The organism is Mycobacterium sp. IDUB_37 (genome assembly GCF_055419245.1).
Window position 1 is genome coordinate 209,645 of the sequence record NZ_JBVAXG010000004.1, and the last position, 24,919, is coordinate 234,563.

The 24,919-nt window shown below is 64.0% G+C and carries 22 protein-coding genes and 1 pseudogene; 12 read left to right on the forward strand and 11 right to left on the reverse strand.

Annotated features, from left to right (window positions below; genetic code table 11):
- The first annotated feature begins 150 nt into the window (after positions 1-150).
- From trhA to ACZY1I_RS15410, 8 genes and pseudogenes are all read left to right on the forward strand, one after another.
- Positions 151-891, forward strand: coding sequence for a PAQR family membrane homeostasis protein TrhA (gene trhA, locus ACZY1I_RS15375; protein WP_463755313.1), 741 nt, complete (start codon positions 151-153; stop codon positions 889-891).
- A gap of 75 nt (positions 892-966) precedes the next feature.
- Positions 967-1,782, forward strand: a pseudogene (gene efeU / locus ACZY1I_RS15380) (iron uptake transporter permease EfeU); the annotation flags it as partial.
- Between the two features lie 142 nt (positions 1,783-1,924).
- Positions 1,925-3,112, forward strand: a complete 1,188-nt coding sequence (locus ACZY1I_RS15385) for an MFS transporter (RefSeq protein WP_463755728.1) — start codon at positions 1,925-1,927, stop codon at positions 3,110-3,112.
- A 10-nt stretch (positions 3,113-3,122) separates the two neighbouring features.
- A complete protein-coding gene (locus ACZY1I_RS15390) occupies positions 3,123-4,514 on the forward strand; it encodes a cytochrome P450 (RefSeq protein ID WP_463755314.1) in 1,392 nt (463 codons plus the stop codon).
- Between the two features lie 985 nt (positions 4,515-5,499).
- On the forward strand, positions 5,500-5,799 hold the full coding sequence (locus tag ACZY1I_RS15395; RefSeq protein ID WP_463755315.1) for a PE family protein: 300 nt from the start codon (positions 5,500-5,502) through the stop codon (positions 5,797-5,799).
- 27 nt (positions 5,800-5,826) lie between these two features.
- Positions 5,827-7,029: a PPE family protein gene (locus ACZY1I_RS15400; RefSeq protein WP_463755316.1), complete on the forward strand. Its 1,203-nt coding sequence runs from the start codon at positions 5,827-5,829 to the stop codon at positions 7,027-7,029.
- A 26-nt stretch (positions 7,030-7,055) separates the two neighbouring features.
- Positions 7,056-8,243: a PPE family protein gene (locus ACZY1I_RS15405; protein ID WP_463755317.1), complete on the forward strand. Its 1,188-nt coding sequence runs from the start codon at positions 7,056-7,058 to the stop codon at positions 8,241-8,243.
- Between the two features lie 164 nt (positions 8,244-8,407).
- A complete protein-coding gene (locus tag ACZY1I_RS15410) occupies positions 8,408-9,010 on the forward strand; it encodes a TetR/AcrR family transcriptional regulator (protein ID WP_463755318.1) in 603 nt (200 codons plus the stop codon).
- Here the strand turns inward: ACZY1I_RS15410 and ACZY1I_RS15415 are convergent.
- The 7 genes from ACZY1I_RS15415 to ACZY1I_RS15445 form a co-directional block, all read right to left on the reverse strand.
- On the reverse strand, positions 8,946-9,881 hold the full coding sequence (locus ACZY1I_RS15415) for a MerR family transcriptional regulator (protein WP_463755319.1): 936 nt from the start codon (positions 9,879-9,881) through the stop codon (positions 8,946-8,948). The genes ACZY1I_RS15410 and ACZY1I_RS15415 overlap by 65 nt on opposite strands.
- A 14-nt stretch (positions 9,882-9,895) precedes the next feature.
- Positions 9,896-11,398: a flavin-containing monooxygenase gene (locus tag ACZY1I_RS15420; RefSeq protein WP_463755729.1), complete on the reverse strand. Its 1,503-nt coding sequence runs from the start codon at positions 11,396-11,398 to the stop codon at positions 9,896-9,898.
- Positions 11,395-12,315: a ferritin-like domain-containing protein gene (locus ACZY1I_RS15425; RefSeq protein ID WP_463755320.1), complete on the reverse strand. Its 921-nt coding sequence runs from the start codon at positions 12,313-12,315 to the stop codon at positions 11,395-11,397. The genes ACZY1I_RS15420 and ACZY1I_RS15425 overlap by 4 nt, the downstream gene beginning before the upstream one ends.
- Before the next feature lie 29 nt (positions 12,316-12,344).
- Entirely contained in the window at positions 12,345-13,214 is an 870-nt protein-coding gene (locus ACZY1I_RS15430) for an SDR family NAD(P)-dependent oxidoreductase (RefSeq protein WP_463755321.1), read from the reverse strand.
- 3 nt (positions 13,215-13,217) lie between these two features.
- Positions 13,218-14,210: an alpha/beta hydrolase gene (locus ACZY1I_RS15435; protein ID WP_463755322.1), complete on the reverse strand. Its 993-nt coding sequence runs from the start codon at positions 14,208-14,210 to the stop codon at positions 13,218-13,220.
- A gap of 75 nt (positions 14,211-14,285) precedes the next feature.
- Positions 14,286-14,543, reverse strand: coding sequence for a WD40 repeat domain-containing protein (locus ACZY1I_RS15440; protein WP_463755323.1), 258 nt, complete (start codon positions 14,541-14,543; stop codon positions 14,286-14,288).
- Entirely contained in the window at positions 14,477-15,319 is an 843-nt protein-coding gene (locus ACZY1I_RS15445; RefSeq protein WP_463755324.1) for a WD40 repeat domain-containing protein, read from the reverse strand. The genes ACZY1I_RS15440 and ACZY1I_RS15445 overlap by 67 nt, the downstream gene beginning before the upstream one ends.
- A gap of 88 nt (positions 15,320-15,407) precedes the next feature.
- Here ACZY1I_RS15445 and ACZY1I_RS15450 point away from each other — a divergent pair, with 88 nt between their 5' ends.
- Positions 15,408-16,064 carry a hypothetical protein gene (locus tag ACZY1I_RS15450; RefSeq protein WP_463755325.1) on the forward strand — a complete coding sequence of 219 codons (657 nt, stop codon included), beginning with the start codon at positions 15,408-15,410 and terminating at the stop codon, positions 16,062-16,064.
- A 112-nt stretch (positions 16,065-16,176) separates the two neighbouring features.
- Entirely contained in the window at positions 16,177-17,622 is a 1,446-nt protein-coding gene (locus ACZY1I_RS15455; RefSeq protein ID WP_463755730.1) for an FAD-dependent oxidoreductase, read from the forward strand.
- Here ACZY1I_RS15455 and ACZY1I_RS15460 read toward each other — a convergent pair.
- The 4 genes from ACZY1I_RS15460 to ACZY1I_RS15475 all read right to left on the reverse strand — a co-directional run bounded on the left by ACZY1I_RS15460 (position 17,619) and on the right by ACZY1I_RS15475 (position 23,197).
- Positions 17,619-20,411: an MMPL/RND family transporter gene (locus ACZY1I_RS15460; RefSeq protein ID WP_463755731.1), complete on the reverse strand. Its 2,793-nt coding sequence runs from the start codon at positions 20,409-20,411 to the stop codon at positions 17,619-17,621. The two genes, ACZY1I_RS15455 and ACZY1I_RS15460, sit on opposite strands and share 4 nt — an antisense overlap.
- An 83-nt stretch (positions 20,412-20,494) precedes the next feature.
- Positions 20,495-20,938 (reverse strand): MmpS family transport accessory protein, encoded by a 444-nt coding sequence (locus ACZY1I_RS15465; RefSeq protein WP_463755326.1) that lies wholly within the window; start codon positions 20,936-20,938, stop codon positions 20,495-20,497.
- Positions 20,935-21,408, reverse strand: coding sequence for a hypothetical protein (locus ACZY1I_RS15470; RefSeq protein ID WP_463755732.1), 474 nt, complete (start codon positions 21,406-21,408; stop codon positions 20,935-20,937). The genes ACZY1I_RS15465 and ACZY1I_RS15470 overlap by 4 nt, the downstream gene beginning before the upstream one ends.
- A gap of 154 nt (positions 21,409-21,562) precedes the next feature.
- Positions 21,563-23,197: a (2,3-dihydroxybenzoyl)adenylate synthase gene (locus ACZY1I_RS15475; RefSeq protein ID WP_463755327.1), complete on the reverse strand. Its 1,635-nt coding sequence runs from the start codon at positions 23,195-23,197 to the stop codon at positions 21,563-21,565.
- 185 nt (positions 23,198-23,382) lie between these two features.
- Between ACZY1I_RS15475 and mbtG the strand changes: the two genes are divergently transcribed.
- Both mbtG and ACZY1I_RS15485 read left to right on the forward strand, forming a co-directional pair.
- Entirely contained in the window at positions 23,383-24,690 is a 1,308-nt protein-coding gene (gene mbtG, locus ACZY1I_RS15480; protein ID WP_463755328.1) for an NADPH-dependent L-lysine N(6)-monooxygenase MbtG, read from the forward strand.
- Positions 24,671-24,895 (forward strand): MbtH family protein, encoded by a 225-nt coding sequence (locus ACZY1I_RS15485; RefSeq protein WP_463755329.1) that lies wholly within the window; start codon positions 24,671-24,673, stop codon positions 24,893-24,895. The genes mbtG and ACZY1I_RS15485 overlap by 20 nt, the downstream gene beginning before the upstream one ends.
- Positions 24,896-24,919: the final 24 nt, after the last annotated feature.

Consider the following 24,919-nt stretch of genomic DNA (forward strand, 5'->3'; position numbering starts at 1 on the left):
AGAACACCGCCGTACAGATCGGCTTATCGCGGTGAACGTAAAGCTCAGCGTGCTTCTCAGCGGCTTCTCAGCGCCACCCTCCTACGCTGCGTTCCTATGTTGCGAAATCGCTGCTGAAGCACCGAATCCCGTTGCGAACTAGGAGGAATGATGAACCACCAAACAGATTCGGACTTCCAGCCCGAGTCCCACAGACCGGTCGCAGTCGTCGACGAAGTCACCCCATCACTGGCCCACGGCGGGGTCGATCCGCTGAGCAGACCACGGTTGCGCGGTTGGATCCACCTCTATTGCGCCATCGCGGCTGTCTTCGGCGGCACAGCACTGGTGGTGATGTCGTGGTCGGTGGTTTCCAAGCGGGCTGGGCATGCGACGCTGGCCTACGCCTTGGCGATCGTCGCGATGTTCGCTGTCAGCGCGATCTATCACCGAGTCAACTGGGAGTCGGCGGCCGCCAGGCAATGGATGCGACGACTCGACCATTCGATGATTTTTGTGTTCATCGCCGGCACCTACACACCTTTCGCGAGACTGGACATGCCGCACCCGACCGGGCAGATGGTGCTGGCCATCGTGTGGGGTGGCGCGCTGGCCGGAATCGGGCTGACGCTGTTGTGGCCGTCGGCACCGCGCTGGGTGGGCGTGCTGCTCTATCTGCTGCTGGGCTGGGTGGCGGTCTGGTACGTCGGATTGATCGTGCACAACGCCGGAGTGGCCGCGATGGCGCTGCTGGCAGCCGGCGGTGTCCTGTACAGCATCGGCGGGGTGGCCTACGGTTTGCGCCGGCCCGACCCCTGGCCGACGACGTTCGGCTACCACGAGTTCTTCCACGCCTGCACGGCCATCGCGGCGGTCTGCCAGTACATCGCCATCTGGTACGCGGTTTTCTGAGACTAGCCGCTTAACACGCGGAATCGCTTAAGGGATAAGCCGATAGCCCCGATCCGGGGGAGGGGAACTGGGATCATGCAAGGTGCATACGGCGCTTTCTTGGGCGTATTCCTGATCGGCCTGCGTGAAGGCTTAGAGGTGACGCTCATCGTGAGCATTGCCGCGGCGTTCCTCAAGCGCAACGGTCAATCGACGCGTGCGATGTTTGCCGCCGTCGCGGTGGCCGTGCTCATCTGCCTTAGTGTCGGCGTCGGCCTGAATTTGCTGTCGGCCAGCCTGCCACAGGCGCAGCAGGAGATGATGGAAACGGTCATCGGCGTTATGGCGGTGGTGTTTGTGACCTCCATGATCATTTGGATGAACGTCAATGCTGGCCGGATGCAAGGCGAATTGGAGCACGAAGCGGAACAGGCCGTCAGCAAGGGCGGTTCGATGGCGCTGGTCGTCATGGCCTTTCTCGCCGTTCTCAAAGAAGGTTTTGAATTGTCGGTCTTCCTGCTGGCGGCCGCGCAAACGTCGCACGGCAGCCGTTGGCCGGCGGTTGTCGGCGGCATATCGGGCATCGCGCTGGCGATCGCCGTGGGAGTCGGGTTGTACTACGGCGGTTTGAAACTCAACCTGGGCCGCTTCTTCCGCGTCAGCGCCTTCTTCCTGGTGCTGATTGCCGCAGGGTTGGTGCTGAAGGTGCTGCGCACCGCGCACGAGGCGGGTTGGGTGAACTTCGGCCAGCAAGTGCTCGTTGACTTGTCGTCGTTGATCCCTGAAGACTCGGTGCAGGGTGCGTTGATCGGCGGCCTGTTCGGCATACCTACCGATCCTCGGCTCATCGAGGTCGTCGGCTGGGTGGTTTACGTGGTCGCGGTACTGGGAGCCTTTCTCTGGCAAAGTAGGAAACCGGCGAATGATGAGATCTGTCAACCGGTTTGATGACTGAGCTCTTGCTGATAAGGGTGCCGCATGCGAATATTTCTGTGCTGGTGCGGTTTTGACTCAAGAGACAGGCCCGCTCGGCGCGGGCGCACGCTGGTCGATCATGGTCATCTCGTTGGGAGTGACGGCGAGTTCCTTTCTCTTCATCAACGGCGTTGCGTTCTTGATCCCGTCGTTGGAAACCGCGCGAGGGATCTCCCTGACCCAGGCCAGTCTGTTGGCGTCGATGCCCAGTTGGGGCATGGTCGTCACGCTGGTCATGTGGGGTTATGTCATCGATCGGGTCGGCGAGCGCATTGTGCTCACCGTCGGTTCGGCCCTCACCGCAGCGGCGACTTACGCTGCGGTTGCGGTCCATTCGCTGCTCATGATCGGTGTCTTTCTGTTCCTCGGCGGGATGGCCGCCGCCAGCTGTAATGCGGCCGGCGGTCGACTGGCTTCGGCATGGTTTCCGCCGCACCAACGGGGACTGGCAATGGGAATCCGCCAGACCGCCCAACCACTGGGAATAGCTTTGGGTGCGTTGGTGATGCCCGAACTGGCCGAACGTGACCCCATCTCGGCGCTGATGTTTCCCGCGGTGTGGTGCACGATCGCGGCGGTGGCCAGCGGGATCGGCATCATCAACCCGCCGCGGAAACCGCGCCGCGCGGCCAGTCAGGCGGAACTGTCCAGTCCGTATCGCGGGTCGTTCACGCTGTGGCGAATCCACATCTCGTCGGCACTGCTGATGTTGCCGCAGACGGTGACGGCGACGTTCATGCTGGTCTGGCTGACGGATCGACAAGGCTGGTCGGCCGCCGCAGCCGGCACCTTGATCACTGTCTCGCAGTTGCTGGGCGCGGTGGGTCGCATCGCGGTCGGCCGCTGGTCCGACCGCGTGGGCTCAAGAATGCGACCGGTTCGCACCATCGCCATCGCCGCCGCGTTGACCCTCGTCCTGCTCGCCCTCGCTGATCACACGGACTCGCGGTACGCCGTGCTGTGCATGGTCGTCATTTCCGTGTTGGCCCAACTCGGCAATGGCTTGGCGGCTACCGCGATCACTGAGTTCGCCGGACCGTTCTGGAGTGGACGCTCGCTGGGCGTCCAGAACACGACACAGCGACTGGTGGCAGCTGTCGGATCACCGATGCTCGGCGCAGCGATCACCGCCTTCGCTTATCCGCCTGCCTGGGCGCTGTGCGGGTTGTTCCCGTTGCTCGCAATTCCGCTGGTACCAACGGCTTTGGTGCCACCCGGGATGGACATGAGGGGCCGGTCCACTGCCCGCCCCGAGGCTGAAAGTTAGGATTGCGCCGATGGCCAAAATTGGCAAGTCAACTCTGAGTCCGAGTCCGCCCGGACGTCGGTTGCCCATACACGCGGCATTCACGTCGGGTGGTGGGTCGCGGTTCATTGTTGACTGCCACCAGCGCTACGGCGACGTTTTCGCCTTGCGAGTCGTTTCGAGGGGCGACGTGGTGTACCTGGCTGACCCTGCCGACATCAAGACAGTGTTCGCCGGCGATCCCGGTGTTTTTCATGCCGGCGAGGCGAACGAGATGTTGCGGGGGCTGCTCGGGAACAGTTCCTTGCTTGTGGTCGATGACGAGATGCATCGAGATCGGCGCCGTCTGATGATGCCGCCGTTTCATCGGGTGGCCGTTGCGCAGCAGGCTGAGGTGATGGCTGAGATCGCAGCGGCCAACGTGGCCGGATGGCCGCTGGACACACCGTTTGCATTGGCGCCCAAGATGTCTGAGATCACACTCGAGGTGATCCTGCGGTTGGTCATCGGGGCCACCGAGCCCAGCCGCCTGGCTGCGCTACGCGAGGTGATGCCGCGACTGCTCAATGTCGGGGCCTGGGAGACACTGGCAATCGTCAATCCGGCGTTGATGCGCCGTCGCCCTTGGCGAGGGCTGCAGCGGCGGATCGAAGAAGCCGACGCCCTCCTGTACGCCGAGATCGCCGACCGCCGCGCAGACCCCAACCTGTCCGAGCGAACCGACACCCTGGCGATGCTGGTGCGGGCCGCCGACCAGGATGGGCGCACCATGACCGACCGGGAACTGCGTGACCAGCTGATGACCTTGCTGGTGGCCGGTCACGACACCACTGCTACCGCGCTCTCCTGGGCGCTAGAGCGCCTGACCCGCCATCCAGCCGCTCTCGTCAAGGCGGTGCAGGCGGCCCAGGCCAGTGCCGCTGGTGATGCCGCAGGCGACGAGTATCTCGATGCGGTGGCCAAGGAGACACTGCGGATACGTCCGGTGGTATCCGGCGTGGGCCGCATGTTGACCGAGTCGACGGACGTGGCCGGCTACCGGCTTGACGCCGGAACGATGGTGGTCGCCGCGATAGGCCTGGTTCACGCGAACTCAGCGCTCTATCCGGATCCGGATCGGTTCGATCCAGATCGCATGCTTGGCGCCAACTTGAGCCCCACCACCTGGCTGCCGTTCGGCGGCGGCAACCGCCGCTGCCTCGGTGCCAGCTTCGCCATGGTCGAAATCCGGGTGGTGCTGCGAGAGATCCTGCGTCGGGTCGATTTGAGCACGACCACGCAAGCCGACGAGCCGATAAAGCTGAAGCATGTCATCCAAGTGCCGGGCCGCGGCGCCCTCGTCACAGCACTGGCGGTCAGGGATGTGCCCGCAGCCACGCCGACGCAGGCTTGTCCTGCCGCGCAAAGTGGCGAGTTGCACTAGTCGCGGCAAATTTTCGGCGTACTGAATTCAACCCCATGGCGGGCAGGCTGAGCTCCCCGTCGCTTCACCTCTGGCCGGGTCGGACAGCCTTCGTGCCGAGGCGCGCTTGTGCCGACTCCATCGAGCGATGGGCCGCGGGCCACCGGCAATCTGCCGAATCCGGTAGGCGGTGCAGGCAGAGATACCCAATAGCAAACTCCGGTACGGGTATGCGTGGCACTCGCGTGAATCAGGACGCGCCGAGCGCCGCCGTAGCCGCGAACCTGTGAACTTAGGTGACCCTTGGTGGATACGAGCAGCGCGGAGAACCGTGAGCTTCGCTAACAATAAACATTTCTGTTCACCTCTTATTCATTCTTCGCAGTCGAACATACGCACGTTAGCAATATGTGATTAAATTCCGACTCTTTCTTCTCATGTAGGATGCGCCGCCGATCGGGTCGTGGACTGTTTGACGGTCTCTTGCGCCCCGGCCCTTCGCCTAGAATTCAGGGTTTAGAAACTCGCTGCCCGGCTCCAGGCTGGGCCACTTCGGCATGGTTGGCGGGGCGCCAGGTAGTCGTGAGCAGCCCATTCTGCGCCCAAAACAACCAGTTCAGCCGGTATTTGTAACGGTTGTAGATACGCCTCGCGCGGACGGCCTGGGCGCGGATTTTGCCGGCGCGGAAAGTGTTCTGACGCGACTCAGTCGCAGGTCGCGGCTCCCGACGGCCGGTTCGGCTCGTCGAGATCTCATTGAGAAGTCATAGATCCTGGACGGTCTTGGCGGGTTTTTCCAAGAGTTTTATATGAGTCCGAGATTAAAAATCGGCGTGATTTTTATTGAAATGCGGTGATCAGATGCCATCCACCGTGCGCACCGTTCGCCTATCCAATTGTTATCCGTCCACTATGGACCTGACAGGGAACCCATAGGGATCTCATAGGTCTCCAGTAGTAAACACACCGCCGTGTTGTGCTACTCACTCGATTGTCGGAGGAATTCATGTCGTTCGTGCGTACGTACCCAGAGCACTTGGCGGCCGCCGCCAGCAACCTTGCGTCCATCGGAGCGGCTCTGACTGCCGGCAACTCTGCTGCCGCCTTCCCTACCTCCGGCGTCGTACCCGCGGCTGCCGACGAGGTGTCGATTCTGACGGCACTGCAGTTCGCTTCCCACGGGGCGCGGTTCCAGGAAATGCATGCACGCGCAGCCCAGATTCAGGCGGCTTTGACCGCGACATTGGCAACCAGCGCGGCGTCATATGCCGCGACCGAAGCGGCAAACGCCGTCGCGGCTCACTGAGCGGCTTGAGGGAATCAAGGACTAGAGATGGTCGACTACGGATTGTTGCCGCCCGAAATCAACTCGGCGCGGATCTACGCTGGCCCGGGACCTGAGACGTTGATCGCCGCCGCCGCGGCGTGGACGGGACTGGCCGCCGAGTTGCAGGACGCGGTGGCCGGTTCCCGGTCGGTGATCACCGCGCTGACCAGCGGACCTTGGACCGGGCCCGCGGCGGCTTCCGCGGCTGCATCGATCAGCCCGTTCATCACCTGGCTGGACATCAGTGGCGAGGAAGCCGCCGAGGCCGCAAGTAAGGCCAGTTCGGCGGTGTCGGCGTACGAGACGGCGTTCGCAGCGACGGTTCCGCCGCCATTGATCGCGGCCAACCGTGCGCTGTTGGCGGAGTTGACCGCCACCAACATCTTCGGCCAGAACACGCCGTCCATCGGGCAACTCGAGGCCCAGTACTCCGAGTTCTGGGCGCAGGACTCCGGAGCGATGTACACCTACGCGGGTAGCTCGGCCGCGGCGACCCAGCTGACGCCGTTGCCGGCGGCGCCCGAGGTGGTGGACCCGGGCGGCCTGGCCGACCAGACCATCGCGGTCTTCAAGGCGCAATATCAGGGACTGCAAACCAACATCAACGGTGTGGTGAACCAGATTCACCCCAGGGTTTCCGAGGTCATCAAGACGCTGTCGTCGCCGATCAACGGCCCCGCGATCGACGCATGGCTCATCGCCAACACGCCGCTGGATGACATCGTTCCGCTCTACTCCAAGTACATGTCGCCCTACATCAACTCGCTGGCGGCGATGATTCAGTCGACGCAGACCGTCGGCCAGAACAGCAGTGGTATCTCGGGTATTGCCAACCTCCTGAAGCCGGCTGCCCCGGCGGCCGCCAAGGCTGTCGAAGGTGCGGCTCAGGGTGCCGCCTCGGCGGCGAGCGGCGCGGGTCAGGCCGCGAGCGGTGCTGCGGCCGGCCTGGGTGGTATCGCTGGTGGACTGGGCAAAGCATTGCCGATCGGCGGGTTGTCGGTGCCCGCAAGCTGGACCCCGTGGAGCGCCACCACCAACCCTGGCGTCGCCTCGCTGGCCAGCGCCACCGTTCCTGCGGCCGCTGAAGGCGCCAACAGTTTCCCGATGGCTCCGCCGTTCGGGCAGTTCGTCAACGGCGGATACGGCAAGAATCTCCCGAGCTACGGGTTCAAGCCATTGATCATGGCCAAGCCGCCGGCCGCTGGATAGCGGCCGAAGGCATAGGGGACCAAACAATGTTCGACTATGGCTTGTTGCCGCCCGAAATCAATTCGGGGCGTTTGTATTCCGGCCCGGGACCGGGTCCGTTGCTGGCAGCCGCTGGGGCATGGGCTGCGCTGACTGATGACCTGCAAGCCGCGGCAGCGGGTCATCGCTCGGTGATTACCGCGCTGACCAGCGGTCCGTGGACCGGTCCGGCCTCGGCGGCGGCGCTTTCGGCCGCGCTTCCCTTCATCACCTGGCTGGACACCAGCGCCGAACAGGCTGCCGAGGCCGGCAGTCAGGCGGGCGCGGCGGCGACCGCCTACGAGGCGGCGTTCGCCGCGACGGTGCCACCGCCCGTGATCGCGGCCAACCGCGCATTGTTGGCGGCTTTGGTCGCGACCAACTTTCTCGGGCAGAACACACCGGCGATCGCGGCGACCGAAGCCGTGTACGCCGAATTCTGGGCCCAGGATGCCGGCGCGATGTACAACTACGCGGGTAGTTCGGCCGCGGCGTCCGAACTCGCCGAACTGCCTCCGCCTGCCGAAGTGGTCGACCCCGGCGGGTTGGCTGACCAGGCCATTGCGACCCTCAAGGCCGAGAATCAAGTCCTGCAGAACAGCATCATCAACGTGGCGTCGCAGATCGACCGGCGCGTCACTCAGGTGTTGCGGACGCTCTCGTCGCCCATCAACGGTCCAGCGATCGACCAGTGGTTGGTTGCCAACACCCCGCTCGACGACCTGGTCCCGCTCTACACCAAATACATCTCGCCGTATCTCAACTCGATTGCAATGGGTCTGCAGTCGACCCTATGGTTCGGTGACGACTCCGCCGGATTCGCCAAAATCGGCACTGTCTCAAAGGATTTCGCTTCTGCTTTCGCGGCGATCGAAGCTGCGGAGCAGGCGGCGGCCGGCGCCAGCGCCCACCTCAGCAGCGTGAGTGGCGTGGCGGCGGGACTCGGCAAAGCGATTCCGCTCGGCGGATTGTCGGTGCCCGCTAGCTGGACCTCAGCCACCGGCGTTACCGCCCCCGGGGCGATATCGCTCACCAAGGCCACTGTTCTTCCGGCTGCCTTCGAGTCGGCGGGCGTCGGCAACAACATGCCGGTGGCCCCGCCGTTCGGCCAGTTCGTCAACAGCGGAAGCGGACGTCGCACTCCTGCGTACGGGCACAGGCTGACGTTCATGACGAGGCCACCGGCGGCGGGCTAGCCATGGTCATCCGAACAGCGGTTGTGCAATCACCCGGGACGGCGCGATCCCAGCGTCCCGGGCCCGTAGGCCAGGCGTCGGGGCGGCAACGAGGGCAGCTTCCTATTCCGATACGGAGAACGCAGCGCGAGCGGTCGGAGTCGACGGTCGCCAGGATCGTCTCGGTGGCCCGAGACCTGTTTGCCCGCGACGGATACGCCGCCACTACTCTCGACGAGATCTCGGTGGTGGCTCAGGTGACCAAAGGCGCTCTCTACCACCACTTCAAGGGAAAAGCTGCGCTGTTCTGCGAGGTCTACAAGGCTGAACAAACCACGATCATGCAGGCAGTCGTCACCGCCCACCAGCGGGCACCCGACGTGTGGTCGGGGTTCCGCGCCGGCGTTCAGGCCCTGCTTGCCATCTCGTGTCGGTTCGACGTCCAACGCATCACCCTGGTGGACGCGCCCGCAGTCATCGCGTGGGAAGCCAGACGCGAGATCGAGGACCGGTACCTGCTGCGGCTACTTGAATACGGCCTGCAACTTGCCGTCAATGACGGTTGGATCGAGCCGCGTCCCATCCCGCCGCTGGCCAGCTTCGTTTTCGGAGGCCTGCGTGAAATCGCCACGGCGGTGGCATATTCGAACCAACCAGCGCAGGACCGAGCCGCGGCGGCGGCCGAACTCGACCGCATCATCGACTCCCTCGCTGGGCGCGCGCCTACTGAGCTGGCTGACGCCCGGATCCGGCCGAGTTCTCCAGGTATTCCGACAGTAGCCGGCTGACCAGCGACTCGATGTTCGTCTCGATCGATGACGCGAGTGTGGCGGTGACGGTCGCCACCGCCTGAGTCCGGAACCGGACCAGCATGGTGATCAGCTCCGCGACTTCGGCGTCGGCTGGCAGCGCTTCGCCGGGCTTGAGCTTGGTCGCGACGTGCTCGAAGCCGGCGCGCACCAGCATGTCGCTGATCTCATCGATCTTCGGGACGATCTGCTCGTGCAGGTCGATGAGCTTGTCCGCGCTGATGCCGTAGCCGCGGACCTCGTTGAACGCCTCGATGAGTTTGGGTCGGGTGATGGTGGCACGGTCTTCGTCTATCCGGATGATGTGCAGCGCCACCATGCGGTCGAAAGCGCCTGCGTCGTCGACAAATTCGCGCGCCTCGGCCAGTGACATGGTTTGGGGTTTCTCGGTGGTCCAGGTGCCCACGATGGCCGTTTCCAGGCCGAGAACGTCGCCGAGGTTCTTGCCTTCCTCCCACGCGCTGAGCATCTCCCGAACGTGAGCGATGTTGTAGCCGCGGTCGAGCATCGAGGTGATCAGGCGCAGCCGGGTCAGGTGGGTGTCGTTGAACAGCGCTATCCGCCCGACCCGCAAGGGCGGCGGCAACAGGTCGCGGTCGCGGTACACCCGGATGTTGCGGGTGGTGGTCCCGGCCAATTGGGCCAGCTCCTCGATCCGGTACTCGCCGGAGGAGGGGTTGCCGTGCGGATGGCGCACGGCGGCATCGAAGAGTTGCGTCACGGCAGTTTCAACGAACTCACGCGACTGGCGCCGAACCCGGTGCGGTGTTCGCCGCACGTTGTACAACACACTGGCGATCGTGCCGGGTTCGGGCCGTGCCGGTCGGTCGGGCGGTCTTTCAGATCCCAACTCGCCAGACCCCTTTATGCCGGGGCGCTGACGCGGTCGCGTGCAACCTGGGCGACCGCATCGTAGTGCTCATATTTGAAGTTGTGCATCTGGCGAAGATACTGTGTGGCGGTCCCGGGATACATCGACCCGTTGAAACCGTCCTTGGTGAGGTACCAGCTGCGGCACCCCGACATCCAGGTCGTCTTGGTCAGCCGGCGTTGGATGTGCTGGTTGTGGCGGCGTTGGATGTCTTGGCGCACATCGAGATAGCGCAGGTCATTGTTCAAAATGGTGGTGATGCCGCGCACCGCGTAGTCGAGTTGGCCTTCGATGTAGACCAGCAGTGAATTGTGACCCGGTCCCGAATTGGGTCCCGTCATGAAGAACAGGTTGGGGTACCCGTGTGCATTGATGCTCTTGTAGGCCTGTGCGCCACCGGCCCATTCGTCGGCCAGCGATCGGCCCCCGAGTCCAGTGACCTTGAACGGTGGTCCGGTGAGGTGAACGTCGTAGCCGGTGGCGAACACGATGCAGTCCAGGTGGTGTTCGATGCCGTCGCTGGTGCGGATTCCGACCGGACTCACCGTCGCGATGGGCCAATCGATCAGTTTGCAGTTGTCGCGCTGCAGCGCGGGGTAGTAGTCGCTGGAGACCAGCATCCGCTTGCAGCCGGGCGCGAAGTCGGGCGTCAGCTGGCGCCGCATCCAGGGGTCTTTGACCTGGGCGCGGATGTGGGCCTGACCCAGCCGGGCCACCAGCGAGGTCAGCGGTGTGTTCCATACCATCGCCGTCGCAGTGGCCTCGTGGCCCCAGAACAACACTTGACGCGCGAGTTGTTGAGTGGCAGGGACTTTCGCGAACACCGCCTGAACCGCCGGCGGTGTTGCGACATCCAGGCGCGGCAGCACCCAGCCGGGGGTGCGCTGGAACACCTTGACAAAACCGGCCTGCTTCACCAGTTCGGGGATGATCTGAATCGCGCTGGCGCCGGTGCCGATGACGGCGACCCGCTTACCGGTGAAGTCGTACTCGGAATCCCAACGGGCGCTGTGGATCTTGTGACCTTGGAAGCTGTCCAGTCCGCGCATGTCCGGAAAACTGGCGTCCGACAGCGGGCCGGAGGCCAGCACGACGGTGCGTGCCCGAAAGCGCTTGCGATTCTTGGTCGTTGCGGTCCACACACCGGCGTCCGCGTCGAAGCTCAAGCCGCTGACTTCGTGCCCGAACCGGATGTGGCGACGGATGTCGAACTTGGTTGCCATCTCCTCGATGTGCCGGTAGATCTCCGGGGCGGGGGAGTAGGTTCGCGACCACTTCGGGTTCTTGACGAACGAGTAGGAATACAGCAGCGACGGAACGTCACAACTGGCGCCGGGATACTGGGTGTCGCGCCAGGTTCCGCCGACCCGGTCGGAACGTTCCAGGATCACGACATCGTCGACACCCGCTTCAGCCAGGCGGATCGCCGCCCCGAGTCCGGTGAATCCGGCTCCAATGATGAGCGTCTGATGGACGCGGTCGTTGGCCATGATCAGGCTGCCGGTTCGTGAGTGAGTTCCCGCGACCAGCTCGGCATCGGCCGAAGCAGCGGCTTGGGATAGAAATCGGACAGCCACACCATCGAGTTGGCCAGCAACTGATAGGGGTGCCGCGGGTTTACCACCCAGCCGCCATGTCGTTTCAGCAGTTTGTATGCGGGCACCCGCGGTGTCCGTTCGCCGCGTTCGCCGAGTTGCTTGAATCGCTTGACCGCGTTGAAGAGCCGCTCGGCGTCCATGCCCATGCCGGCCATTTCGTTGCGGATGCGATTAAGCAGCGGCACGTACATCAGAGCCCCCAGGATCAGCCCCGGAGTGGCGACGGTGCCGACGAACTCGATGACGAGTCGCCGCGCGGTAGCGTGGCCGATCAACTCCAGCACCGCGAAATCGACTGCGATGTGCCGTGATTCGTCATTATTGATCTTTTCGAACACCTGGTGGCAGACCGGGTCTTCCACGGTGTCCAGCAGGAACTTGAGCAGCGCACCATCCAGCGCCACCTCCAGCATCGGGATCACGGTGCCCAGCACCGACAACGGCATGTCATCGGAGTAGGCATCCAGCCACTCGATCGCCAGTCGGATGTTGACGTTCGGGGTGGGGACCTCGCCATCCTCGAGCATGCCCCAGCGCTGCATCAGCGCCAGTTCGGCGTTGGCATGGCGTTGTTCCTCGGCATGGAAGTACCGGTAGATCTCGGCGATTGTCGGGTCGGGCGCCTTCTTGGCCAGCGCCGCGAAGCCGCGAGCGCCGATGTTCTCGATCCAGCACAAGTCGGTCATGAACGCCTTGAGCTTAGGCCGGAACTCGGGGCTGATGGTCTCCGCACCCGGAGCGTCCCAGTCGATGTCGGCAAGTGCCCACTGACGATCCTTGATCTTGGCGAGCATGGTTTCCATATCTATGGCCACCAGACCCCTCCTTTCAGGTGGGCGGGTGTTTAGTGACTGGCCACCCGCGATACCAGACCAACCGTGCGCGTGTATGCGCCCGGCGCGAATCGTTTGATACTCCAACCGATCTTGGCGTCGAATTGAGGCATGCAGTACAGGTCGCCGCGGTCATTGGCGTCCAGGCACACCCGGGCCACCTTCTCCGCCGAAAACCCGATCCAATCCGTCAATTTGTCGGCGAGCTCACTGGAACCCGCGCTGATGCGTCCGGATTCGCGCCCCGCGTCGACAATGCCGGTCTTGACGAACGTCGGGCACAGCACGGTGACTTTGACTCCGGTACCGGATAGTTCGGCTGCCAGTGTCTCGGACAGCGACAGCACGCCGGCCTTGCTGACGTTGTAGGCGGCCATGCCCGGTGCGGCGCCGAACGCGGCCGCCGAGGCGACATTGATGATTCCGCGCGGCGCGGGCGAAGAACCCGCATCGCGCAGGATTGGGGTGAACACCTGACAGCCATGGATCGGACCCCACAGATTGACGCCGAGGGTCAATCTCCAATCTTGCATGGGGATTTCGCCGATGGCTGCACCGCCGGCGCCGACGCCGGCGTTGTTGATCACCAGGGTCGGTGCGGCCCCGAACCAGGCCTGTGCCTGGTCGGCCAGCGCGGCCACATCCTCTAATACCGACACGTCGCAGCGCACCGCAACCGCCTTGCCGCCTTGCGCGGTGATCGCATCGACCGTCGATTGGGCGGCGGATTCGTTGATATCGCTGCACACCACCGCACCGCCACGGCGACTGAGTTCCGTGGCGAGGGCGGCTCCGATTCCGCTGCCGGCACCGGTCACCACTGCGGCGGCGTCTCGGCTCGTCGCCGACTTCTTGAAGATTTTGTTCAAGGGTCCCAACATTTTTCAGCCTGCCTTTGCGGTGACGTTGCGGGTCAACGCGGCGGAGATGAAACGCGCGACGTGCGCCATCGCTCTGGCGGCATCCGGTGTCATCCGCGGCAGCGCCTGGAACACATGCATCTGGTGGGGCCAGATCTGCAATTCACAACTGCCGCCGGCGGCCACGATGTCGGCCGCGAGATGGCGAGCGTCCTCTTGCAGCATCTCGGCCCCGCCCGCCTGGATCAGTGTCGGTGGTAGCAACGGACCCTCGGCCACGTTCAGCCGGAGCCGCGGATGGGCCGGGTCGACGCCCGTGTGATAGAGGCTGACCAGCCGGATGGCATTGGCGGCACTGGCGGCTGGGTCAGGACTTATCAGCTCGCGTTCGAGGCAGAGCCCGAAGGTGACGTCGTACAGCGGTGAAAGCAGCACCGCCGCGGCTGGCGGGACGGCGGCAACATCGGCCTGCAGCAGCATGTCGACGATGAGATGGCCGCCGGCCGAATCACCCGCAACAACAATCTGATCCGCTGGTACACCGCAGATCTTGCCGAGCCAGTCCCAGCCGGCCCGCACATCGTCAGCGGCGGTGGGAAATCGGTAGCGCGGAGCCAACCGGTAATCGATGCTGAACACCGGCAAGCCCGTTAGGGAGGAAAGCCAGGATGCCAGCCGCCGGTGCGTCTTCGGCGAGCACACGACAAAACCGCTGCCGTGCACGTAGTAGATGGCCCCATCTGATCGTGCTCCGGGCGACGAGCGAGGCCCATGCACCCATTCGCCTTTTACCCGCCGACCGTCGGGGAGCCGGGTATCGACCTGTTCAACGCGAGTGCCTTTGAGCGACGGGCCGAAAGTGTTCATGGTGTGGGCTATCAACTGGCGGGAGAACCAGACCCCCCAGGCACGTTCGGGAGGCACCAGTCCGCCGATCCGTCTCATGGTGCGGGCACTGACTGTTGCCGCAGTGCGAGACCGCAGCGAACCGCGGGAAGGGACATCGTCGTCCGTCATGCAACGCAGTCAATACCAAATGGTGACATTAGTCAATGGCAGAGTCGACGGGCGTGGCCGTCAACTAGTTGGGTTTCAAGTCAGAGTCCATATGCGAAGCAGATCGTGCGAACAGGTGGCGGCGATCGATGCGTCGGCGCTGAGAGCTACTGAGTCCACCGGACCGGTGTGCTCGTCGAATATCCTGAGACATACGCCGGATTCGAGGTCCCAGATCCTGGCCGTCGTGTCGTCACTGCCGGTGAGTGCGATGCGCGAATCTGCGCTCACCGCAATCGAAGTGACCTTTCGGCTGTGGCCGGCGAGGGTCTGCAGCACCTCCCCGCGGGCCACATCCCATACCGTCGCCGTCCCGAAGATGTCGCCGGCAACTGCGATGTCACCGCGAGCGGCGAGTGTGCTTGCTTGCCAGCAGTCGGTGCGGACCGGAAGGCTCTGTCTCCGTTGCCCATTGCGACTTCCCACAGTCGGGTCGTCTCGTCCGCGAAAGCCTGGGCGGTGCGTCCGTCGTCGTCGAGTTGCACGACCCACGCGATTCCGCCCAAGTCTGCGACCGTGTGCAGTCGATGCCCGGTACTGGCGTTCCAGGTGCTGGCCGAGCCTCTGTTCCCGCATAGGGCCACGGTGCCGTCGCGGTTGACAGCGACGGAGAAGACAGGTCCGTTGCGCGCGCGCAGTGTTTGGAGTCGCCGTCCAGTCGCCACATCCCAGGTCCGCACCCGACCGTCATCGGAACCTGTTGCGGCCGTAAGCCCGTCGGCACTGAGATCGACACAGCTGACGCTTCGCCAATGACCCCGCAACTCGCGGATCAGCCGACCGGAAGTGCAGTCCCACAGCCGCGCATTGCGATTCTGGCCGCTCGTGAGCAACGTGTTGCCGTCTGCGGAGAATGCCCAATTGACGGTATCGGCAGTGAACTTCGCAATGGTCAGCAGACAGCGGCCGGTGTTGATATCCCACAGCCGCGCCGGGTCGCCGTCGGCGATCAGGAAACGGCCGCTGGGGTCCATTCCCATGCCCAGAGACTGGCTATGTGGGAGCACGTGCGATGCTGCGACCGCACGCAGCGACGGATGCGCGCCGCGTCGCGCGTCATCCCGCCACATCGATTCAGCTTAAGTGTCCCAACAGTCGCAATCGCGAGTCGCCGGCAGATTGATGACACCGCCTTGCGGCACCGGTAGCGTCGGTCGGGTGAGCCTCGCGGGTGGACCACCACGCTGCGCAGTGTGCGGTCGGCTCCTCACCCTCAGCGGCCAGCTGCACACAGTCCAATTCGCCGACTACGACTCGAACTCCATTGGCGGGCAGACCCTTAAGGGTGTCGGCATGTTTTGCGCCATCGACCTCGACCCTGCCTTGCAATTGCGCGAACTCACCTTATCCGAGGCTGTCAACCGGCTGAAGGAGGAAGTCGACCTCGGCGGCGACGCTTCCTGTCGAGTCGGGGTGCAGTTGGGTCCGTATCGACTGTTGCGGTTGCTCGGTCGCGGGAGACTCAGCCGAGTGTACGAAGCCGAGCACACAGTCAAGGGTGCCAAGGTCGCACTGAAGGTCTTCTCGCCACCGCATTCGCAGGATCAGTCGTTTCGCGTCCGTACGCAGCGGAAGCCTTACCCCGTCGATACCGTCGAAGCCGTCATCGGCGGTCACATCATGCAACCAGTCCCACGACCCAGCCAGTTTTATCCCGGTATTCCGGCCAGCATCGACCACGTCATCGCTCGCGGTATGGCGAAAGACCCAAACACCGTTACGAGAGCGCCGGTGCTTTGGCCTCGGCTGCGCGGCAGGCGATGGCCACCTTCGGTAGTGCGTAACAGCTGCTTTCTTCGGCCCCGACGTCGGTAAAGATTTGCGCACATTTGGGTTGTATTCGCGCAACAGCGCGGGCGTCGTCGGGGTTCTTGCCTTGTCTTAGCTGAGGATTCGGAGCGTGACGTATGCGCGGGATGCCGGCCCGCTGCGCCCGGCTGCCCGTGAGATCTCGCGGAAGGCGTTTCTGCGGGGTGCCGCAGGCGCGTTGGCGGCCGGTGCGGTATTCGCTACGGGTCGAGCGGCCGCGGACCCGAGTCCCACTGGCGTGGACGGCCTCTCCGCGGCATTGGGCGGGCGGGTGCTGAAGCCCGGCGATGGCCAATTCGACTCGGCCAAGCAAGTTTTCAACACCAACTACAACGGCTCCACCCCGGCGGTGATCGTTACACCGACTTCACCAGCGGACGTGCAGAAGGCTGTGGCGTTCGCCGCCGCCAACCATCTCAAGATCGCGCCGCGAAGCGGTGGCCATTCCTATATCGGGGGCTCGACGGCCAACGGCGCCATGGTGATCGACCTGCGCCAGTTGCCCGGGGACATCAGATATGACGTCTCCTCTGGGCAGGTCACAGTGACGCCCGCGACCAGCCTGTATGCGATCCATGAGGCGTTGGCCGCGGCGGGCAGGGGCATCCCGACGGGTACCTGCCCGTCGGTCGGGGCCGGCGGGCACGCGCTCGGTGGCGGGCTAGGAGCCCAGTCCCGGCATGCGGGCATGTTGTGTGACCAGTTGACGTCCGCATCGGTGGTGCTTCCCGGCGGCCAGGCGGTGACGGCCTCGGCCTCCAGCAACCCCGATCTGTTCTGGGCGTTGCGCGGTGGTGGTGGCGGCAATTTCGGGGTCACCACCTCGCTGACCTTCAACACCTTCGCCACCAAAGACGTTGACGCCGTTAATCTCAGCTTCCCGCCGCAGGCTTTCGCGCAGGTCCTGGTCGGCTGGCAGAACTGGCTGCGCAGTGCCGACACAAACAGTTGGGCCTTGGCCGACGCCACCGTCGACGCGGGCGGCACCCACTGTCGAATCCTTGCGACCTGCCCGGTGGGATCGGGCAACAGCGCAGCGACCGCCATCACGTCCGCCGTCGGAGTGCAACCGACCGGGATCGAGAATCACACGTTCAACTACATGGACCTGGTGCGGTATCTGGCCGTCAACAACCTCAATCCGGCACCGCTCGGCTATGTCGGTGGTTCCGATGTCTTTCCGACCGTCAACGCGGCCGTCGCGCAGGGGATCGCGTCGGCGGTCGAGGCCTTTCCGCGCAACGCCGGTCGCATGTTGGCGATCATGCATGCGCTCGACGGTGCCATGGCCACGGTGGCACCCGCCGCCACCGCCTTTCCCTGGCGCAAGCAGACCGCGTTGGTGCAGTGGTACGTCGAAACGTCCGGTTCCCCTTCGGCAGCGACCGACTGGCTCAACACAGCACACCAAGCGGTGCGCGCCAATTCCGTTGGCGGCTATGTGAATTACATCGAGGCGGGTCAATCGCCCGCGCGCTATTTCGGCTCGAACCTGTCCAAGCTGAGCGCGGTACGACAGAAGTACGATCCCGGCCGGGTGATGTTCTCCGGCCTGAACATCTAGCCGGCGCGCGCGGTTATCCGCGCCGGCAGCGGACGCGCGCGCACGAACGTCGGCCACCAGAACCACGGCCCCAGAATCCGGATGATGCACGGCACCACGAAGGAACGCACGATCAGCGTGTCGAGCAGCAGACCGATACACACGGTCGATCCCATCTGACCGATCGTGCGGAGGTCGCTGGTGAGCATCGCCAGCATGGTGAAGGCGAACACCAAACCCGCGGACGTCACCACACCACCGGTGCTTCCGAGCGCGCGGATGAGGCCGGTGTTGATCCCGGCGTGCACTTCCTCTTTGACCCGGGCGATCAGCAGCAGGTTGTAGTCCGAACCCACCGCGACCAAAATGATGAATGTCAGCGGCAAGATCAGCCAATGCAGGTGCAGTCCGATGAGATGCTGCCAAACCAGCACTGAAAGCCCGAATGCGCCGGCATAGGAGAATGCCACCGTTGCGGGAATGACCAAGGCGGCGAACAGACTTCGCGTGATCACCAGCATGATCAGGAAGATCAGCACGAACGCCGCGATCGCGGCGATGAGTAGGTCGGACATCGCGTATTCCTTGATGTCCTTGTCGTTGGACCCCGAGCCGCCGATGTAAACCCGGGCTCCGGTCAACGAGGTTTCTTTCAGAATGGTGGTTATCGCGCCGGGGAATTGGTCGACGTGTTGGACGCCTTCGGGCCCCATGGCGTTGCCCTCGTGGGTGACGATGAACCGGGCAGCCTTGCCGTCCGGTGACATCAGGAGTTGGATGCCGGTCTTGACGTCTTCGTTGTCGAAACCTTCGCGGGGGATGTAGAAGAAGTCGTCGCTGCGGGCCGCGTCGAAATCGAGTCCCACGTTGACCATGTCGTCGAATGTCTGGTCTGTCTGCACCGATTGCAGATCCGCGGAACCATAGGACTTGACCAGTAGAGCCGATAGCGCCTCAGTGTCATCAGCCGTCAGCTTCAACTGGACGATGATCTGCGGCACGATTTTGTCCAGCGCATCGATGGACGTTCTGGCGTCGTTGATGTCTGCGGCCAGCTTGTCGATGTTGTCGAGCGTGTCGAATACCGACCGGAACGCCCAACACAGCGGGACGTCGTAACAGTGGCGTTCCCAATAGAAGTAACTCTTGATCGGCCGGAAGAAGTCGTCGAGGTTCGAAATCTGCGAATTCATCTGCTCGGTGATTCGTTGCAGATCTTCGACGGTCAGTGCCGTCGCGTGGATCTGATCGGCCATGTCCTGAAAAAAGCCGATTTCTTTCCGCAGGACCTCGACGGAGTGCGTCTGAATCTCTGCCTGTTCATTGGTATTGGCGTTCTGCTGCCTGTTGAACGGCAGTTGCTGCCCATTCCCGCTGCCCTGTGTGGTGAACAGGTAGGGAATCTTGGCGCGCTCCAGCGGCCGGCCCATCGGCCGGGTGATGCTCTGCACCATCGCGACGCCGGGCAGCCGAATGAGACTGCGGGCCACCCGGTCCAGCGAAATGAAATCGGCGGAGTTCCGCATGTCGTGGTCCGTCTCGACCATCAGCATCTCGGAGAACAGCTTGCTCTTCGGGAAGTGTCGATCCGCCGCCTCAAACCCCAGGTTGGCGGGCGCTTTGGCCGGCTGGTACTGACGGTCGTCGTAGTTCTGCTGGTAGGTCGGCACGAAGATCGCCCCGATCATGACCACGGCCGAACTGGCCGCAAGGATCGGTACCGGCCACCGCACCACGCTCGCCCCGATCCGGCGATAGAGGTGGGCCTTGGCCTTCGATTTCGGTTCGAACAACCCAAACAGGCTGCCTACGGTCAAGATTGCCGGACCCAGCGTCATGGCTGCTGCGATGGTGAACAGCATGCTGATGGCGACGGCCGGTCCCATGGTGTGGAAGTAGTTGAGCCGCGCGAAAGTCAGGCAGTAGCAGGCCCCTGCGATCGTCAGGCCCGAGCCGATGATGATCGGGGTGACACCCTTGTAGGCGGTGTAGTAGGCGTCTTCTCGGCTTTCGCCGGCTTGTCGCGCCTCGTGATAGCGCCCGAGTAGGAAGATGCCGTAGTCGGTCCCGGCTCCCAGGGTCAGCGCGATGACGATGTTGACCGCGAACGACGAGAGTTCGATGTAGCCGAGATGTCCGAGGGTGGACACAATCCCCTTGGCGACCAGCATCTCGATCAGGACTCCGGCCAGCGGCACCAGCAGGGTGGAGAAGCGGCGGTAGACCAGTAGCAGCATCGCCAGGATCAGGAAAATCGTCACGATCGTGACGTTGTTCAGGCTTGCGTTCGCGATACTCAACGTGTCCGAGGCGAGCGGAGCCGCGCCGCTGACGTACACCTTGAGCCCCGGCGGCGGTGTGTCCTTCTTAATGATGTCCCGCACGGCGTTGACGGACTCGTTCGCCTGAATTTGGCCGATGTCGCCCGCAAGTCGCAACAACACGTAGGTGCACTTGCCGTCGACGCTTTGCGCTCCGGACGCGGTGAACGGCTTGCCCCACAGATCCATCACGTATTGCACGTGCTTGGTGTCGCGCTTCAACCGAAGCATCAAATCGTCGTAGTAGTGGTGATCTTGAGCGCCCAACAGTCGGTCGGCCTCAAAGACGACCATGGTCAAGTTGGTCGAGTCGGACTCGTGGAACTTCTCCCCGATGTGCAGCAAGGCCCGCTGCGACGGCGCGTAGTGCGGGACCATCGGCCCGGCCAATTCTTCTGCGACCTTCTCCACCTGAGGCATGAAGGTATTCGTCGTCACCGCGATGAGTGCCCAGAAGACGATGATCGGGATGGACAGGACACGGACCATTCTCGGCACGAACGGTCGCCTCACTCTGGGCGCGTCCTCGGGCTCGTTCGCGGGCGCGCGCAACGGCTCGGTGGTGGGTTCGCTCATGCGGATTTCACAATGCAGAAGACGTGCGCATCCTGATGGTCATCGGACTGTTCGTTGCGGACGATGCCGTCCACCCGAATCCGGCAGCCGACCTGACCACCGTGAACCTGCGCCGAGATGCTCCCGGAAACCACAGTGAGCGTGGTCGTTTCGGTGTGCGACCACGGCAACGTCGTGACATCAACCCGGTGTGGATGGCCGTCGACATCCACGTAGACGAGCATCCCGCCGTCCCCGGCAGAGCCGAACAACTCATACGTGAGCTGTTTGGGGTTGAAGTCCGGCGGTGCCTGCGGACCGTTGACGGTGGGGACAGGCGAGGGTTCGGAACCCTGGTGCACCTTCCACATACCCACCAGGCCGACGCCGATGACAACGACGCCGACCAGTGGGATCCACGTCCGCTCCAGCACAGTCCTGCCGGTTGAATGACCGCTCATGCGAGCGCGCCGCTGGGAGTTGGGTTGCCGGAAACGGCGTCGCTGGGAGTCACTTTTTTGAGGCGCCTTTTCAATCTCGCGCTGCTGAGCATCCGGAGCGCAAGGTTCGTGGAGGTGAACATCGGGATCACCCCGAGGAATGTTCGTTCGGACGGTGTTGCGCCATGCAGATGTTCAAGACTGCCGAACACATAGAAGCACCCCAGCATGAAGATCATGCCGGGGATGGCGAGCCCCATCAGTGATCCGCGATCTTCAACGACTTGCCTCGCATAGTTGAGTTCCTCGGACGTCATGGGCTCGCCTTTGCGCAGTTTGCGAACGACCGCGGTGGCGCCGCCCACTTCTTCGCTGATCGGAGTTGACTCCCGGTGGCGAAGGCGGCGCACATAAAAAGATGCAACGACAGCCAGAATCAGCACCATGGCGAGGAAGACCACGGTCAACAGGCCAAACAGACCGGTAAGCATGTCCGGCACCCCCGTTCCGCCGACGAACTTAGTGAACACTACCGTCTGCTATAGAAGACTCATAGAATTTACCCCAAGCGACCGACGATCTGCATGTTGGGAGTGCTGCGGGCAGCGTTGAGCCACGGTTTTCGCGCGGCGCGCGGTGGCGGTTTTACCGTGCGGCGAGCTGCGCGATGATCGCTTTCTTGTCAATCTTGCCGATCGGTGTGGTGGGCATCGACGGCAGCGCGACCAGCTGGTCGAGCCGGGCATGCGTGGAAGCGCCACGCTCGTTGAGATGGGCGTTGAGTTCGGCAAGAGTGGCCGGGGGACCGGCGAAAACCACCGCGGCGCAGATTCTTTCGCCTAGATCGGGATCGGGCAGCGGTACCGCGGCGGCTGACCAGATACCCGGGTGGGTCAGCAGGCGTTCTTCGATGTCGGCAGCGCCGATGGTTTCACCGCATCGGCAGATGACGTCCTTGACCCGTCCGGTGACCACCAGGTAGCCGTCGTCCCTGCGGCGGACCAGGTCGCCGCTGCGGTAGAAACCGTCGGAGTCGAAGCTGCGTTCGTTGTCGCGTTCGGCGCGGAAATACCCGTTGAGCGTGTAGGGGCCGCGCACCAGCAGTTCGCCCTCTTCGCCGGCGCGCACCGGTTCACCGGCGGCATCGACGACCCGCACTTCATCGTCCGCGCTCAACGGGCGGCCCTGAGTGTGATCGAGCAGTTCTTGCGGGTCGTCCAGGCGGGTGAAGTTCAGCAGTCCTTCCGCCATCCCGAACACCTGCTGCAGTCCAGGTGTCAGCGCCTCGCGCACCCGGCGGGCATCTTCGGGCTCCAGCTTCGATCCACCAACTTGCAACAACCGCAACGTCTTTGGCGTGACCGGTTCCCAATCGCAGGCTTGGGCCCAAAGTTTGGCCAATGCCGGAACCAGTGCGGTGACGGTCACACCGTGCCGGTCGATGGTGGCGAAGGCGGCCTCGGGGCTCGGGTCGTCGCCGAAAACCACTGTGGCGCCGACGGATATCGCACCGATAATGCCGGGGCAGGCCAGCGGGAAGTTGTGTGCTGCGGGTAGCGCGACGAGGTACGCGTCGGCTTCGGTCAGCCCGCACAGTCGCGCGCTGGCGGTGGCGTTGTAGACGTAGTCGTTGTGCGTGCGGGGAATCAGTTTCGGTAGTCCGGTGGTACCGCCCGATACCAGTAGCAGCGCGGGGGTAGCGGGGTCGATCGCCGGCTCGGGCACGGCCCCGTCGGCCAGGTCCGCCCAGGACCGGAAGCGGCCGGGTTCTCCGTCGACGACGACGTGGCGCAGCGTGGGGTGCTCGGCGATGAGTTGTTCAGCCATCGGGCGGTGGTCGAATCCGCCTGCGGTGTCGGCGATGACCAGTCCGACCGCGCCGCTGACGCCCGCGAAGTGAGTGAGTTCGGCCAACCGGTGCCCGGGCAGGCACATCACCGGGATGGCGCCGGCGCGCAGCAACCCGAACAGTGCAATGGCGAACCGGCACGAGTTGGGCAACTGCAGCAGTACGCGGTCGCCGGGTGCGACGGGCAGGGCGGCAAACCCGGCGGCGGCCCGGTCGGCGAGCCTGTCGAGTTCGGCGAAAGTATGGCTGCCGGTGGCGTCGACGACAGCCACGCGATCGGGCCAGGTCGTGGCCGCTTGCCGCAACACGGAATCCAGGCGCTGGCCGGTCCAGTAGCCGGCCGCGCGGTAGGTCGCCGCCCGCTCCGGCGAAAAAGGAATGAATCCGTTCAAGGCTGTTTGGGTCCCCGGCTGCTCAGTGGTGACAGGCACTCGATAGCTCCCTCGGGGCGTGCGCTTACCGCCCCACGACAGTAGGGTAGCGTACTTAAAAGTTAGGACAGCCTGAGCTAAGCAGATGGGGGTGGGACTGTGGGCGGCGCATCTTTCGCCAGCACGCTGGCGATCGGGGGATGCCACCCTTACCCCTTTCGCGTTCTACGGCAGGCCGGTCGGAGATGACGGGGACGCTCGCGATCCTGGGGGCCGGCGCGAAAGCCGTTGCGGTGGCAGCGAAAGCTGCGGTGCTGCGCGAGATGGGCGTTTCCGTGCCCGAAGTCATTGCGGTCGAAAGCAAAGATGTGGCGGCCAACTGGCAGGCCGGCGGAGGCTGGACCGACGGCCGGCAGCGGTTGGGTACCAGTCCCGAGAAGGATGTCGGCTTCCCGTATCGGTCGACGTTGGTGCCGGGCCGCGACTCCGAGGTCGACGAGCGGATGATGCGCTTCAGTTGGCACTCGTATCTGGTTGCCACCGGCGCTCTCGTCGGCTGGATCGACCGCGGTAGGCCGGCGCCCGCGCACGACACCTGGGGGCAGTACCTGCGTTGGGTTGCCGAAGTGGCCGACCTGAAAGTCGTTCGCGGCGAGGTGGTTCAGATCTCGGTCGAGGATTCGCAGTGGGTGTTGCACACCCGCGAGTCCAATCTCGCCGCGGAACGTCTGATGATCACCGGCCCGGGTCAGCCGGAGCGATCGATGCTTTCGGGCGACCCGCACGTGTTGTCGATCGCGCAGTTCTGGGAGCGTGCCTCCGGCCACGATCGCATCGTTGCCGAGAACGTCGCCGTCATCGGTGGTGGTGAGACAGCCGCGTCGATGCTCAATGAGTTGTTCCACCACCGGGTTTCGGCGATCACGGCGATCTCGCCGCAAGCGACGCTGTTCACCCGCGGCGAGGGGTTCTTCGAGAACTCACTGTTCTCCGATCCCACCGGCTGGGGCAGCCTCAGCCTGGCCGAGCGGCGCAACTGTATCGCGCGCACCGACCGCGGCGTCTTCTCCGCGCGGGTGCAGGAGTCGCTGCTGGCCGACGAGCGGATCCAGCACTTGCGTGGTCGGGTCGCCCGCGCAGGCGCCCGTGACGACAAGATCTGGATCACGCTCTCTACCGACCGACGCGGCGAGCCGCTGGAGACCCTGCACGCCTTCGACCTCGTCATTGACGGCTCCGGCGCCGACCCGCTGTGGTTTCTGCCGTTGCTCGATTCGGGCGCCGTGGAGCTACTGGAGCGGGCTTTGGACGGACCATTGACCGGCCAGCGGCTCGAGGAAGCCATCGATCGTGATCTGGCGATCGCCGGGATCACACCAAAGCTGGTGCTGCCCAATCTATCTGGCATCAATGCGGGACCGGGATTTCCGAATCTGAGCTGCCTGGGCCTGCTGTCCGATCGGGTGCTCGGTGCTGAGCTCGGCGTCTCTGAAGCTTCGTCCGACATAGGGACTGACACGCGGGGGAGAAGCGGTGAGTACCAATCCGTTTGACGATGACGGCAGCGCCTTCTACGTCCTGACGAACGACGAGGGCCAGCACAGCCTGTGGCCCGCGTTCGCCGCGGTGCCGGCCGGTTGGAGCGTTGCGTTCGGGGAGGACAGCCGCGCGAATTGCCTTGGCTACGTTGAGCAGAACTGGACCGACATGCGGCCCAGGAGCTTGCGTGAGGCGATGGCTGCCGACGCCGCTGAGTAGTCGGCCGTTGCGGCGTCGCTCCTC

Excerpts from the sequence above, each read along its gene's own strand:
- trhA (WP_463755313.1), top strand. The coding sequence starts at position 151 with ATGAACCACCAAACAGATTCGGACTTCCAGCCCGAGTCCCACAGACCG.
- ACZY1I_RS15385 (WP_463755728.1), top strand. The coding sequence starts at position 1,925 with ATGGTCATCTCGTTGGGAGTGACGGCGAGTTCCTTTCTCTTCATCAAC.
- ACZY1I_RS15390 (WP_463755314.1), top strand. The coding sequence starts at position 3,123 with ATGGCCAAAATTGGCAAGTCAACTCTGAGTCCGAGTCCGCCCGGACGT.
- ACZY1I_RS15395 (WP_463755315.1), top strand. The coding sequence starts at position 5,500 with ATGTCGTTCGTGCGTACGTACCCAGAGCACTTGGCGGCCGCCGCCAGC.
- ACZY1I_RS15400 (WP_463755316.1), top strand. The coding sequence starts at position 5,827 with ATGGTCGACTACGGATTGTTGCCGCCCGAAATCAACTCGGCGCGGATC.
- ACZY1I_RS15405 (WP_463755317.1), top strand. The coding sequence starts at position 7,056 with ATGTTCGACTATGGCTTGTTGCCGCCCGAAATCAATTCGGGGCGTTTG.
- ACZY1I_RS15430 (WP_463755321.1), bottom strand. The coding sequence starts at position 13,214 with ATGTTGGGACCCTTGAACAAAATCTTCAAGAAGTCGGCGACGAGCCGA.
- ACZY1I_RS15435 (WP_463755322.1), bottom strand. The coding sequence starts at position 14,210 with ATGACGGACGACGATGTCCCTTCCCGCGGTTCGCTGCGGTCTCGCACT.
- ACZY1I_RS15445 (WP_463755324.1), bottom strand. The coding sequence starts at position 15,319 with ATGTGGCGGGATGACGCGCGACGCGGCGCGCATCCGTCGCTGCGTGCG.
- ACZY1I_RS15460 (WP_463755731.1), bottom strand. The coding sequence starts at position 20,411 with ATGGTCCGTGTCCTGTCCATCCCGATCATCGTCTTCTGGGCACTCATC.
- ACZY1I_RS15465 (WP_463755326.1), bottom strand. The coding sequence starts at position 20,938 with ATGAGCGGTCATTCAACCGGCAGGACTGTGCTGGAGCGGACGTGGATC.
- ACZY1I_RS15470 (WP_463755732.1), bottom strand. The coding sequence starts at position 21,408 with ATGCTTACCGGTCTGTTTGGCCTGTTGACCGTGGTCTTCCTCGCCATG.
- mbtG (WP_463755328.1), top strand. The coding sequence starts at position 23,383 with ATGACGGGGACGCTCGCGATCCTGGGGGCCGGCGCGAAAGCCGTTGCG.